12 protein-coding genes and 1 riboswitch are annotated in these 12,373 nt (G+C 67.2%); of the genes, 7 read left to right on the forward strand and 5 right to left on the reverse strand.

The window, feature by feature from the left end:
• Positions 1-2: 2 nt before the first annotated feature.
• Positions 3-1,799 carry an adenine deaminase gene (ade, locus tag AB0T83_RS05095; RefSeq protein ID WP_366191968.1) on the reverse strand — a complete coding sequence of 599 codons (1,797 nt, stop codon included), beginning with the start codon at positions 1,797-1,799 and terminating at the stop codon, positions 3-5.
• A 656-nt stretch (positions 1,800-2,455) separates the two neighbouring features.
• Positions 2,456-2,546: riboswitch (TPP riboswitch) on the forward strand.
• 48 nt (positions 2,547-2,594) lie between these two features.
• Here ade and thiM point away from each other — a divergent pair.
• From thiM to AB0T83_RS05130, 7 genes are all read left to right on the forward strand, one after another.
• A complete protein-coding gene (thiM, locus tag AB0T83_RS05100) occupies positions 2,595-3,386 on the forward strand; it encodes a hydroxyethylthiazole kinase (RefSeq protein ID WP_366191969.1) in 792 nt (263 codons plus the stop codon).
• Positions 3,383-4,030, forward strand: a complete 648-nt coding sequence (gene thiE, locus AB0T83_RS05105; protein WP_366191970.1) for a thiamine phosphate synthase — start codon at positions 3,383-3,385, stop codon at positions 4,028-4,030. The genes thiM and thiE overlap by 4 nt, the downstream gene beginning before the upstream one ends.
• On the forward strand, positions 4,027-4,860 hold the full coding sequence (thiD, locus tag AB0T83_RS05110; protein ID WP_366191971.1) for a bifunctional hydroxymethylpyrimidine kinase/phosphomethylpyrimidine kinase: 834 nt from the start codon (positions 4,027-4,029) through the stop codon (positions 4,858-4,860). The genes thiE and thiD overlap by 4 nt, the downstream gene beginning before the upstream one ends.
• Positions 4,857-5,795: an ABC transporter substrate-binding protein gene (locus tag AB0T83_RS05115; protein ID WP_366191972.1), complete on the forward strand. Its 939-nt coding sequence runs from the start codon at positions 4,857-4,859 to the stop codon at positions 5,793-5,795. The genes thiD and AB0T83_RS05115 overlap by 4 nt, the downstream gene beginning before the upstream one ends.
• Positions 5,792-6,475, forward strand: coding sequence for a thiaminase II (gene tenA / locus AB0T83_RS05120; RefSeq protein WP_366191973.1), 684 nt, complete (start codon positions 5,792-5,794; stop codon positions 6,473-6,475). Before AB0T83_RS05115 ends, tenA begins: the two co-directional genes overlap by 4 nt.
• Positions 6,476-6,545: 70 nt before the next feature.
• Positions 6,546-7,268 carry an ABC transporter ATP-binding protein gene (locus AB0T83_RS05125; RefSeq protein ID WP_366191974.1) on the forward strand — a complete coding sequence of 241 codons (723 nt, stop codon included), beginning with the start codon at positions 6,546-6,548 and terminating at the stop codon, positions 7,266-7,268.
• A gap of 1 nt (position 7,269) precedes the next feature.
• A complete protein-coding gene (locus tag AB0T83_RS05130; protein WP_366191975.1) occupies positions 7,270-8,010 on the forward strand; it encodes an ABC transporter permease in 741 nt (246 codons plus the stop codon).
• Here AB0T83_RS05130 and AB0T83_RS05135 read toward each other — a convergent pair.
• From AB0T83_RS05135 to AB0T83_RS05150, 4 genes are all read right to left on the reverse strand, one after another.
• A complete protein-coding gene (locus AB0T83_RS05135) occupies positions 8,007-9,497 on the reverse strand; it encodes a mechanosensitive ion channel family protein (RefSeq protein ID WP_366191976.1) in 1,491 nt (496 codons plus the stop codon). The two genes, AB0T83_RS05130 and AB0T83_RS05135, sit on opposite strands and share 4 nt — an antisense overlap.
• Positions 9,498-9,637: 140 nt before the next feature.
• A complete protein-coding gene (locus AB0T83_RS05140) occupies positions 9,638-10,033 on the reverse strand; it encodes a F0F1 ATP synthase subunit epsilon (RefSeq protein ID WP_366191977.1) in 396 nt (131 codons plus the stop codon).
• 12 nt (positions 10,034-10,045) lie between these two features.
• On the reverse strand, positions 10,046-11,464 hold the full coding sequence (gene atpD / locus AB0T83_RS05145) for a F0F1 ATP synthase subunit beta (protein ID WP_366191978.1): 1,419 nt from the start codon (positions 11,462-11,464) through the stop codon (positions 10,046-10,048).
• Between the two features lie 18 nt (positions 11,465-11,482).
• Complete coding sequence (locus tag AB0T83_RS05150; RefSeq protein ID WP_366191979.1) at positions 11,483-12,352, reverse strand: F0F1 ATP synthase subunit gamma; 870 nt, start codon at positions 12,350-12,352, stop codon at positions 11,483-11,485.
• Between the last annotated feature and the right edge of the window lie 21 nt (positions 12,353-12,373).

The raw sequence follows: 12,373 nt of genomic DNA on the forward strand, positions 1-12,373 counted from the left end.
GTTCAGCTTTCAATCAGATCGGTCAGTTCGAAGCGGGTGACATCCACCAGCCCCATGTCGGAAATGCGCAGTTCCGGGATCACCACCAGCGCCAGCAGCGAATGCTGCATGTAAGCGTTGTTCAGGGTGCAGCCGCAGGTCGCCATGGCCTCGACCATGGCCTGCGCCTGTGCGGCCACCTCGGCCGCCGGGCTGTCGGACATCAGCCCCGCCACCGGCAAGGGCACCGAGGCCAGTTCGACCCCGTCGCGGAACACCGTGATGCCGCCGCCCAAATCGCCCAGATGGTTCGCTGCCGCCGCCATATCGGCGCGCGCGGTGCCCACCACGATCATGTGATGGCTGTCATGGGCCACGGTCGAGGCGATCGCCATGTTGCCCTGATACCCGAATCCCGACACGAAGGCATTCTGCACTTCGCCAGTGGCGCGATGACGCTCGACCAGCGCGATCTGGCAGACATCCTGCGCCGCATCACCTTCGATCCGGCCATCAACCACCGGCAGTTCGCGCACCAGCGCCTTGGTCGGGGCCTGGTTCTCGACCACGCCGATGACCTTGGCGGTGACATGATTGGCGCCTTCGGGGGCCGGGATCTCGAAATCAGTATCCGCAAGGGTCTTGCCCAGATGCACCGTGGCGCGGGCGTCCTCGGGCCAGTCCAGATGCGGGCAGTCCACGGTGATCTGGCCGTTCTCGGCCACCACCTGCCCGCGCGCGATCACCGTCTCGATGGGCAGCGCGGTCAGATCCGAGGTCAGGATCACATCCGCCCGCCGACCCGGCGCAATGGATCCCAATTCACGCTCCAGCCCGAAATGGCTGGCGGTGTTGATGGTGCACATCTGCAAGGCCACCAGCGGGTCGCAGCCACAGGCAATGGCATGGCGCAGCACCCGGTTCATGTGGCCGGCGTTGACCAGCGTACCGGAATGGCAATCGTCGGTACACAGGATGAAGTTGCGCGGGTCCAGCCCCTTTTCCGTCACCGCCGTGATCTGGCTTTCCACGTCGTACCAGGCCGAGCCCAGCCGCATCATCGACCGCATGCCCAGACGCACGCGGGCGATGGCATCGGCTTCGCAAGTGCCCTCGTGGTCGTCCGCCGGACCGCCCGCCGCATAGGCGTGGAAGGCCGGGCCAAGGTCGGGGCTGGCGTAATGGCCGCCCACGGTCTTGCCGGCGGCTTGCGTCGCGGCGATCTCGGCCAGCATCTTGGGGTCGGCGTTGACCACGCCGGGGAAATTCATCATCTCCCCCAGCCCGATGATACCGGGCCAGCCCATGGCCTCGGCCACATCCTCGGGGGTGATCTCATAGCCGGTGGTTTCCAGCCCCGGCGCCGAGGGCGCGCAGCTGGGCATCTGGGTGAAGATGTTGACCGGCTGCAACAGCGCCTCGTCATGCATCAGCCGCACGCCGCGCAGGCCCAGCACATTGGCGATCTCATGGGGGTCGGTGAACATGGTCGTGGTGCCATGGGGGATCACCGCGCGGGCGAATTCCGCCGGGGTCAGCATGCCGCTTTCGATGTGCATATGCGCGTCGCACAGGCCGGGGATCATGAAGCGCCCGGCGACCTCGATCACCTGCGTATCCGGCCCGATGCAATGGCTGGCGTCAGGGCCGCAATAGGCAAAGCGCCCATCGGCAATGGCCAGATCATGGTTATCAAGGCATTCGCGGGTGTGAACGTTGACCCAGGTGCCGCCTTTCAAAACAAGGTCGGCAGGGGCGCGACCGGCGGCGACGGCAATCAAACGGGGGGCACTGTCGGCCCAGGAGGAAATGGTCTGCATGTCCAAGGCTGACACAAGCCACGGGGGAACGGCAAGTGATATTGCGGTGACAAACCGGGGGGTTGCCGGGCCGTGCCGCAGCGTTGTGCAAGGCCATGCGGCCTGCGAATATCCGCGCCGGGTGGGGATTTCCAGACCCTGTTGCCGGGCCGCGCGGGTCCAGCGTCAACAATTTGATGAGATTCGGCTGCTAGACCGAGGGCTGCCGGAACTGGTGCCGGAAACGGCCGGTGCAAGATGCACTCACCATGTCATTCGGATGACCCGTGGGGAGACTTCCTTGCCCCCGCGGGTCCGGCGGCGGCGCGCGCAGGACGCCAGCGCAGGTGCGCGCCGCCCCGCTTCCAGCCCGGTTCAGGGGTCTGCCCTAGCGCACAGCCCAAGCAACCCCGGTGCGCGCCCGACTTTCCCTCCCAAGCGCCTTGCCCTTCGGCCACGGCACAGGGCACTCAACACTCTGCCGTGGCGCCTGCCGGCACCGCCCGCATGGCACGCGCCGCTGCCAGCACCCCGCCGGTTTCTCAGCCCTTGCACAGCGCACGCGCCAGCCGTGATTCCGCGCCGAACACGCCCGATCCGGCACAAGCGGCCCCGCGCCCCCTGCCCCTGCGCCGATTTTCGCCCGTGACACAGCCGCAAGCCTGTGGTTTACCCCCAGCCCGAGACAGGGGCGCCCGCACGGGCTGAGACGTACCCTTGGAACCTGATCCGGTTGATCCCGGCGTAGGAAGTCTTGCGGAGCCGCCCCGTCGCCGATCCGCATCGCCTCCTGCGTCTTGAGAGGAGGCGCAAGACGTGACCACCCCCCCTGCCGAGGCCCTGCGTGCCCTGCGCGCCCAGACTCCGCTGGTGCAATGCATCACCAATTTCGTGGCCATGAACTTCTCGGCCAACGTCCTTCTGGCGGCGGGCGCCGCCCCGGCCATGATCCATTGCGCCGAGGAAAGCGGCGATTTCGCCGGTGTTGTCGGCGCGCTGTCGATCAACATCGGCACCCTGTCGCCGCCCTGGGTCGACGGCATGCGCGCGGCCATCGCCGGGGCGCAGGCCGCGCACACCCCATGGGTGCTGGATCCGGTCGGCCATTTCGCCACCCCCTACCGCGCCCGCGTCGCCCAAGACCTTGTGGATCTGCGCCCGACCATCATTCGCGGCAACGCCTCGGAAATCCTGGCGCTGGCAGGCGAGGCGTCCGACGGGCGCGGCGTCGACGCCAGCGATCCAGTGGCCGCCGCCGAGGGTGCCGCCCGCGCGCTGGCCGCCCGCACCGGCGGCACCGTGGCCATCACCGGCGCGGTTGATTTCGTCACCGACGGCGCCCGCGCCCTGCGCATCCATGGCGGCCACCCGCTGATGCCGCGCGTCACCGCCACCGGCTGCGCCCTGTCCAGCCTGGTGGCCGCCTTCGCCGCCGTCACCGAGGACCCGTTCGACGCCGCCACAGCCGCCCTGACGCTGTTTGCCGCCGCCGGTCAGCGCGCCGGCCCCTGCGCCGCCGGACCGGGCAGCTTCGCACCCGCCTTTCTGGATGCCCTGTATCTTGCCAGGCCCGAAGATCTGGACTGGATCGAAAGGCACGCCGCATGAGCCGCCGTCCCCTGCCCGACCTCTCGGCCTATCTGGTGCTCGATCCCGGCCTCTGCGGCGGCCCCGAGGGCATGATCGCCACCACCCGCGCCGCGCTGGCGGGCGGCATCACGGTGGTGCAACTGCGCGACAAGACTGGCGGCACCGAAGCCCTGATCGACACCGGCCGCGCCCTGATGCGGCTGCTGGAGGGCACCGATGTGGCCCTGATCGTCAACGATGACATCGCGGCCGCGCTGGCCATCGGCGCCCATGGGCTGCACATCGGTCAGGGCGATCTGCCGGTGGCCGAGGCCCGCGCCCGGCTGGGCGCGACCCCGCTGCTCGGCCTGTCGGTAGAATCCCCCGAGCTTGCCGCGCAGGTGGACCCGGCCCTTGTCGATTACGTCGGCTGCGGCCCGGTCTTCGCCACCCCCACCAAGACCGACCACAAGACGCCCGTGGGGTTCGACGGTCTGGCCCGCATCGTCGCCGCCGCGCCGGTGCCCGCCGTGGCCATCGGCGGGCTCAAGCCCGAACACGCGCCAGACGCCCTGAGAGCCGGCGCACAGGGCCTTGCCGTGGTTTCGGCCATCTGCGGCCAGCCCGACCCGCAGACCGCCACACGCGCCCTTGTCACCGCTCTCTCGGAGGCCCGCCCATGATCCCCAACGTGCTGTCCATCGCCGGCTCCGACCCCTCGGGCGGCGCCGGCATCCAGGCCGACCTCAAGGCGATCTCGGCGCGCGGCTGCTACGCCATGGCCGCGCTGACCGCCCTGACCGCGCAGAACACCACCGGTGTGACCGGCGTGCACCTCGTGCCGCCGGACTTCGTGGCCGACCAGATCGCCGCCGTCTTCGCCGATGTGCGCGTCGATGCGGTGAAGATCGGCATGATCGCCACCGCCGAGATTGCCGAAGCCGTGTCCCGCGCCCTGACCCCGCATCGCGGCATTCCCGTGGTGCTGGACCCGGTGATGATCGCCAAGGGCGGCGCGGCCCTGCTGGACCCAAACGCGGTGGAGGCGCTGACCCGCCACCTGCTGCCGCTGGCCACCCATCTGACGCCCAACCTGCCCGAAGGCGCTGCGCTGCTGGGCGCGGCCCCCGCCACCACCCGTGCCGAGATGGAGGCGCAGGCCACCGCCCTGCGCGCCCTCGGCCCCCGCACCGTGCTGCTGAAAGGCGGCCACCTGCCCGGCGACCAAAGCCCCGACCTGCTGGTTTCGGACCACGGCCTGCGCTGGTTCGAAGCTGCCCGCATCCCCACCGCCAACACCCATGGCACCGGCTGCACCCTGTCCTCGGCGCTGGCCGCCGAACTGGCCATGGGCGCCTCGGACCCCGAAGCGGTGCGCACCGCGAAATCCTATGTCACCGGCGCTGTTGCCAAGGCGGGCGATCTGTCCGTCGGCCACGGCCACGGCCCGACCCATCATTTTCACGCCTATTGGCCGCCCGCGGCCACCTATCCTGAAAGGACCCAAGGATGAGATCCCTTGCCGCCTCTGCCCTCGCCCTGATGCTTGCCCTGCCCGCGCAGGCCGCCGACGAGATGACCCTGATTCTCGACTGGTTCGTGAACCCCGATCACGGGCCGATCATCGTCGCGCAGGAACTGGGCTATTTCGAAGGTCAGGGCCTTGAGGTCGAGATCATCGCCCCCGCTGACCCTTCCGACCCGCCCAAGATGGTGGCCGCGGGCCGCGCCGATCTGGCGGTCTCCTACCAGCCGCAACTGCATCTTCAGGTGGCCGAAGGCCTGCCGCTGATCCGCGTCGGCACGCTGGTCGCCACGCCGCTGAACTGCCTGCTGGTGCTGGAAGACGGCCCGGTCAAGACCATTGCCGATCTGGACGGTCGCAAGGTCGGCTTTTCGGTCGCCGGTGTCGAAGAGGCGCTGCTGACCAAGGTCCTGTCGAACGGCGGGCTGACCATGGACGACATCAAACTGGTCAACGTCAACTGGTCGCTGTCGCCCGCCCTGATGGCCGGTCAGGTGGATGCGGTCATCGGCGCCTTCCGCAACTTCGAGCTCAACCAGATGGAGATCGAAGGCATCGCGGGCCGCTGCTTCTATCTGGAAGAGGAAGGCATCCCCGCCTATGACGAGCTGATCTATGTGGCCAATCCCGACACCATGGATGCCGACATGCTGCGCCGCTTCCTGACGGCGACCGAACTGGCCACCCAATACATCATCAACAACCCCGAAGCCGCGTGGGAGGTGTTCTCGGGCACCGCCAAGGAGCTTCAGGACGAGTTGAATGCCAAGGCCTGGGTCGACACCTATCCGCGTTTTTCCCTGACCCCGGCCGGTCTGGACGCGGGCCGCTACGCACGGTTCGAGGCCTTCCTTGCCGACAGCGGTCTGGTCGAAGGCACCCGCCCGGTGTCGCAACTGGCCGTGGATCTGGGCGCGCAATGACCGCGCCCGACTATGGCCGCGCCTTCGCCCTGTGGCGGCAGGGCGCGGCCGCGCCTTGGCAGGCCTACACCCGGCACGCCTTCGTCGAAGGGCTGAAGGACGGCACCCTGCCGCGCGAGAGCTTCCTGCACTACCTGGTGCAGGACTATGTGTTCCTCGTGCATTTCTCGCGCGCCTGGGCGCTGGCCGTCACCAAATCCCGCACCCTGGACGAGATGAAGGCCGCCGCCGCAACGGTGAATGCACTGGTCAACCACGAGATGCAGTTGCATGTGACCACCTGCGCCGAGGCGGGCATCCCCGAAGACGCGCTGTTCACTGCCACCGAACGGCCCGAGAACCTCGCCTACACCCGCTACGTGCTGGACGCCGGGCATTCCGGCGATCTGGCCGACCTGCTGGCCGCACTGGCGCCCTGTGTGCTGGGCTATGGCGAGATCGGCACGCGGCTCGCCGCCGAACGCGCCCCCGACACCCCCTATGGCGATTGGATCGAGACCTATGGCGGGGCTGAGTATCAGGATCTCTGCCGCGACACCGGCGCGATGATCGATGCCGCCCTTGCCCGCCGCATCGGACCGGAGTTCGCCGCTGCCCCGCGCTGGCCCGAGTTGCAGGCGCAATTCACCCGCGCCACGGTGCTGGAGGTCGGCTTCTGGGACATGGGGATGACCCCGTGACCCAGCCGCCCAGCAGCCATACGCCAGCCATACCTTTTCCAGACGTTTTCCAGACGCGGGTTTTGGCGCCATGAGCGCCCCGGCGATCCGGGTGTCGGGACAAGCCGAAATCGGCGGCGCACCGCTGTTCGGCCCGCTGGATCTGACGCTGGAACCGGGCGGCTGGACCTGCCTGCTGGGGCCCTCGGGCGTGGGCAAATCCACCATCCTGCGGCTGATCGCGGGGCTGGACACCGGCGCCACGTTCACTGGCCAGATCACCGCCAATGGCGGCCCGCTCGCGCCTTCGCAGCTGGCCTATATGGCGCAGGACGATCTGCTGCTGCCGTGGCGCAGCGTGCTGGGCAATGTGATGCTGGGGGCCGAGTTGCGCGGCCAGAAAGCGGAACGGGCGCGCGCCGAAAAACTCCTGTCTGACGTTGGGCTTACGGCCCATTCCGACAAGCGGCCCGCAGCCCTTTCGGGCGGCCAGCGGCAGCGCGTGGCGCTGGCCCGCACACTGATGGAAGACCGCCCCGTGGTGCTTCTGGACGAGCCCTTCTCGGCGCTGGATGCGCGCACCCGCGCCGACATGCAGGATCTGGCCTTCGGCCTGCTGGCCGGGCGCAGCGTGCTGCTGGTCACCCATGATCCGGCCGAAGCCGCGCGACTGGGACATCGCATCTTCGTGCTCGAATCCCATGGGCTTGCGCAGATGCCCACGCCCCCCGGTGCACCGCTGCGCGCGGTGGACGACCCCGCCCTGCTGACGGCGCAGGCACAGCTTCTGCAACACCTGCGCAGGAAGGCGTAACATGGCCGCCCGGATCCTGAATTGCCTGTTCGTGACCGCTGTGCTGCTGGGGCTGTGGCAGGCGCTGGTGACGCTGGCCGATCTGCCGCCCTTCATCCTGCCCGGCCCGGGACGGGTGGCACAGGCCCTGTGGACCAACGCCGGGCTGATCGGCTGGCACGCGCTGGTGACATTCTCCGAAGTGCTGGCGGGGCTGGTGCTGGGGTCGGCGCTGGGGATCGTCACCGCGCTGCAACTGGCCACCTCGGGGCTGGCGCGGCGGTTGATCCGCCCGGCGCTGGTGCTGACACAGGCGCTGCCGGTCTTCGCGCTGGCGCCGATCCTGACGCTGTGGCTGGGCTATGGGCTGTGGTCGAAGGTGCTGATGGCGGTGCTGATCATCTATTTCCCCGTCACCTCGGCCTTCTTCGACGGGCTGATGCAGACCCCGCGCGGCTATCTGGATCTGGCCCAGACCATGCAGGCGACACCGCGTCAGAGGCTCTGGCGCATCCGCGTGCCCGCCGCCCTGCCGGGGCTGGCCTCGGGCCTGCGACTGGCGGCGGTCTATGCGCCCATCGGCGCGGTGATCGGAGAATGGGTCGGGGCCAGCAACGGGCTGGGCTACCTGATGCTGCTGGCCAATGGCCGCGCCAAGATCGACCTGATGTTCGCGGCCCTTGTGGTGCTGGCCTGCCTGACGCTGGCCTTGCACGTGCTGGTCAGCCGGGCCTGTGACCGGCTGACCGCGCGCATGGTTTAGGTGTCGTCGGTGCTCTCGTCAGCGCCCTCGTCGCCGGACTTGAAGTCCGGCGCACCCTTGGCCCGGCCAAGCCCGTGGTCGCCCTCCACTGCAACCGGGGCGACGCCCAGCAAAGGCGCCGGTGCCATGCCCGAGGCCACGTGCAGATGCATGTCGGTCTGCGGGAAGGGAATGGAAATTCCGCCCTCGTCAAACGCCTCTTTGACCTGACGGGTCAGATCCCAATAGACCGTCCAGTAGTCCGCGCTGTTGACCCAGGGCCGGCAGATGAAGTCCACCGAGCTGGCTCCCAGCGCGCTGACCCGGATCACCGGCGCCGGATCGCTCAGAACCAGCGGATGCTCTTCCACCACCCGTTCCAGGATGGCCTGCGCATCGGCAATGCTGTCGTCGTAGCCGATGCCGAAGGTCAGATCGACCCGGCGCGTGGTCGAAGCGGTGGTGTTGGTGATCACGTCGCCCCAGACCTTCGAGTTCGGGATCACGATGATCTGGTTGTCCGGCGTGTTGATGGTGGTGGACACCACCGAGACCGATTTCACCGTGCCGCCCATACCGGCGATGGTGACATAGTCGCCCTCGTCGAAGGGACGGTTGAACATGATCATCAGGCCGGCGGCGAGGTTGCCCAGCGTGTCCTGGAAGGCGAAGGCAATGATGAAGGAGGCACCACCGACCAGGGCGAACAGCGGGGTGATGTCCACGCCCAGGGCCGACAGCACGACCATCAGCCCGACCGCGATGGTCAGCCAGTAGACCACCATCGCAAGGAAGGCCTGCAACAGCCGCGACAGGTTCGGCACCCGGCCAAGCGCGCGGCGCACGAAGCGGCGCACAGTGCGGCTGACAATCATCAACAGTATGAACGCGCCGACGATGGTCACCACCTGGATCGCAAGAGCGATGCCGCCTTCGCGGTCCTGCGCCCACGTGAGCGCGAGACTGACCAGCGTCTGCCAGTCCGCGTTCTGTTTTTCATCCACGAGGATCGCGTTGCGATAAGCGCGATACGACGCCACGGCGGCCTCGTCGCCCCCCTTCTTCTCGAACCCGTCCACCACGGTGATGTAACGGGTGAAGGCATGGCCTCGCTCGGTGTTCAGTTTGGCAAGCCGGTCGCGCATCTCGTCGCTGGCATCGCCGTCGGCCTGAAGGATCGCGACCTGCTGGTCGATGACCGCCGATGTCTGGCGCTGGACGATCTCCAGCCAGGCATCGGCCAGAACCTGCAACTGGTCCGCCGTCAGGGGAATGACCCGCAGCTTCAGCTCTTCCAGCGAAATTCCGGTGCTGTCCAGACCCTCGGGGAAGGTCGGGCCTTCCTCGGCGGGAGCCTCTTCGGCGGGGGCGGCATCGCCCTCGGCCGGGGCATCCGCCGATGCGGCAGCGCCCTCCGGGGCGGCGGGGGTCTGTGCGAATGCGGGCGCGGTCAGGAGCTGACCCGAGACCGCGACGAAAAATAGGATCACGAGAAGGCGGCGAAGCATCTGTAAGGCAATCTTTCCTGTTGAACACGGGGGCACGCCCGAACCGGCGCGCCATATCCGTCAGAGAAATAGCGCATTGCAGACACAAGAAAACCCCCCGGATGTGATCCGAGGGGTTCAGAACACGCAGAAGGCCTGCGTTATTCCATGTCTTCCAGAAGCTTGACCAGATCGGCGACCAGCTTGGCGGCCACGTCCTTGTGCTCGCCCGACGCGCCCTCATGGGTGCTGCGGGCGGCTTCCAGATGTTCCTCGACCGCCGGTTTGGAATCGGCGTGGCGGGGGAAGGCCCGCTCGGCCAGAACCGTGGTGGCCTCGGCGGTGATCTCGGCAAACCCGCCGGTGACGGCGAATTCGCTGGTGCCGTCCGGCCCGGTTACCTTGAGGATGCCGGGGCGGAGCGTGGTGATCAACGGCGCATGGTTCGGCATGGCCGTCAGGTCACCTTCGGCGCCCGGGATCTGGACCGAGGTCGCGGTGAGCGAAGCCAGGCTCCGCTCGGGCGACACAAGGTCGAATTGTAGGGTATCAGCCATGCGCCTGTTCCCTTAAGCCGCGTCCGCGGCCATCTTCTCGGCCTTGGCGATCACCTCGTCGATGTCGCCAACCATGTAGAAGGCGGCCTCGGGCAGATGATCGTATTCGCCGGCCACGACGGCCTTGAACGACTCGATGGTCTTTTCCAGCGGAACCTGAACACCGTCCGAACCGGTGAACACTTTCGCAACGTCGAAAGGCTGCGACAGGAAGCGCTGGATTTTCCGGGCACGGGCCACGGTCAGTTTGTCTTCTTCCGACAGTTCGTCCATGCCGAGAATGGCGATGATGTCCTGCAGCGACTTGTAGCGCTGGAGGATCCCCTGCACTTCACGGGCAACGTCGTAGTGTTCCTGGCCCAGAACCGCCGGGTCCATCAGACGCGACGAGCTGTCCAGCGGGTCCACGGCCGGGTAGATGCCCAGTTCCGAGATCGCGCGCGACAGAACGGTGGTGGCGTCCAGGTGGGCAAAGGTGGTGGCCGGGGCCGGGTCGGTCAGGTCGTCCGCGGGAACGTAGACGGCCTGGATCGAGGTGATCGAACCGGCTTTGGTCGAGGTGATGCGTTCCTGCATCGCGCCCATGTCGGTGGCCAGCGTCGGCTGGTAGCCCACGGCCGACGGGATCCGGCCCAGCAGGGCGGACACTTCCGAACCGGCCTGCGTGAAGCGGAAGATGTTGTCCACGAAGAACAGAACGTCGGTGCCGGACTGGTCGCGGAACTGCTCGGCCAGGGTCAGGCCGGTCAGGGCCACACGGGCACGTGCTCCCGGAGGCTCGTTCATCTGACCGTACACCAGGGCCACCTGCGATTCTTCCAGGTTGTCCGGCTTGATCACGTTCGATTCGATCATCTCGTGATACAGGTCGTTGCCTTCACGGGTCCGCTCACCCACACCGGCGAACACGGAATACCCCGAGTGCACCTTTGCGATGTTGTTGATCAGTTCCATGATCAGAACGGTCTTGCCCACGCCGGCGCCGCCGAACAGGCCGATCTTGCCGCCCTTGGCGTAGGGCGCCAGAAGGTCGATCACCTTGATGCCGGTGACCAGAATGTCGCTCGAGGTCGACTGCTCGTCGAATTGCGGAGCGGGCTGGTGGATGGCGCGGGTCTCGCTTGCGGTGACCGGTCCTTTTTCGTCCACCGGCTCGCCGATGACGTTCAGGATGCGGCCCAGGGTGGCGTTGCCAACCGGGATCGAGATCGGAGCGCCGCTGTCCTCGACCGCCTGGCCGCGAACCAGACCTTCGGTGGCGTCCATCGCGATGGTCCGGACGGTGTTTTCACCGAGGTGCTGGGCCACTTCCAGAACCAGTTTCTTGCCATTGTTTTCGGTGGTCAATGCGTTCAGAATCGCCGGCAGTTCGCCGTCGAACTTGACGTCAACGACCGCGCCGATGACCTGGGCTACCTTGCCTTGTGCCATGTCGTGTCTCCGGTTCCTTTAGAGCGCCTCGGCGCCCGAGATGATTTCGATAAGCTCGTTGGTGATGACGGCCTGACGCGAGCGGTTGAACTCGATGGTCAGCTTGTCGATCATGTCGCCAGCGTTGCGGGTTGCGTTGTCCATTGCCGACATCCGCGCGCCCTGCTCCGAGGCGGCGTTTTCCAGCAGGGCTGCGAAGACCTGCGTGGCAACACCCCGGGGCAGAAGGTCGGCCAGGATGCCTTCCTCGCTGGGTTCGTAATCGTACAGCGTGCTCGCTTCCGCGGTTTCTTCAAAGCTCGCAGGGATGATCTGCTGTGCCGTCGGCACCTGGCTGACCACGCTTTCGAACTGGGCGTAGAAGATGGTGCAGACGTCGAATTCGCCGCCGTCGAAACGGGACAGCAGATCCTGGGCCACCGACAGGGCGTTGTCATAGCCGATGCGCTTGACATGGCTCAGGTCAACATGGGCGACAAACAGATCCCCCAGATCGCGCTTCAACTGCTCGCGGCCCTTCTTGCCGACGGTCAGGATCTTCACGGTCTTGCCCTGCCCGCGCAGCTTTTGCGCATGGGTGCGGGCCAGTTTGGCGATCGACGAGTTGAAGCCGCCGCACAGGCCCCGCTCGGAGGTCATCACCACCAGAAGGTGGGTCTGGTCCGCGCCGGTGCCGCTGAGCAGTTTCGGCGCACTCGGGGAGCCGCCGACCGACGCCGCCAGCCCACTCAGAACGGCGTTGAACCGTTCTGTGTAGGGCCGGGAAGCCTCGGCACTCTCCTGGGCGCGGCGAAGTTTCGCCGCCGCGACCATCTGCATGGCTTTCGTGATCTTGCGAGTGCTTTTGACACTCTCGATCCGATTTTTGAGATCCTTAAGGTTAGGCATGTGCGCTCTCCCTCAAGGTGC

The organism is Meridianimarinicoccus marinus (genome assembly GCF_040689105.1).
Classification (GTDB): domain Bacteria; phylum Pseudomonadota; class Alphaproteobacteria; order Rhodobacterales; family Rhodobacteraceae; genus Meridianimarinicoccus; species Meridianimarinicoccus marinus.

Bases quoted from the DNA above. Each gene is read 5' to 3' on its own strand.
- AB0T83_RS05150 (WP_366191979.1), bottom strand. From the start codon at position 12,352: ATGCCTAACCTTAAGGATCTCAAAAATCGGATCGAGAGTGTCAAAAGC.
- AB0T83_RS05135 (WP_366191976.1), bottom strand. From the start codon at position 9,497: ATGCTTCGCCGCCTTCTCGTGATCCTATTTTTCGTCGCGGTCTCGGGT.
- AB0T83_RS05115 (WP_366191972.1), top strand. From the start codon at position 4,857: ATGAGATCCCTTGCCGCCTCTGCCCTCGCCCTGATGCTTGCCCTGCCC.
- AB0T83_RS05130 (WP_366191975.1), top strand. From the start codon at position 7,270: ATGGCCGCCCGGATCCTGAATTGCCTGTTCGTGACCGCTGTGCTGCTG.
- tenA (WP_366191973.1), top strand. From the start codon at position 5,792: ATGACCGCGCCCGACTATGGCCGCGCCTTCGCCCTGTGGCGGCAGGGC.
- ade (WP_366191968.1), bottom strand. From the start codon at position 1,799: ATGCAGACCATTTCCTCCTGGGCCGACAGTGCCCCCCGTTTGATTGCC.
- AB0T83_RS05140 (WP_366191977.1), bottom strand. From the start codon at position 10,033: ATGGCTGATACCCTACAATTCGACCTTGTGTCGCCCGAGCGGAGCCTG.
- atpD (WP_366191978.1), bottom strand. From the start codon at position 11,464: ATGGCACAAGGCAAGGTAGCCCAGGTCATCGGCGCGGTCGTTGACGTC.
- thiE (WP_366191970.1), top strand. From the start codon at position 3,383: ATGAGCCGCCGTCCCCTGCCCGACCTCTCGGCCTATCTGGTGCTCGAT.
- AB0T83_RS05125 (WP_366191974.1), top strand. From the start codon at position 6,546: ATGAGCGCCCCGGCGATCCGGGTGTCGGGACAAGCCGAAATCGGCGGC.
- thiD (WP_366191971.1), top strand. From the start codon at position 4,027: ATGATCCCCAACGTGCTGTCCATCGCCGGCTCCGACCCCTCGGGCGGC.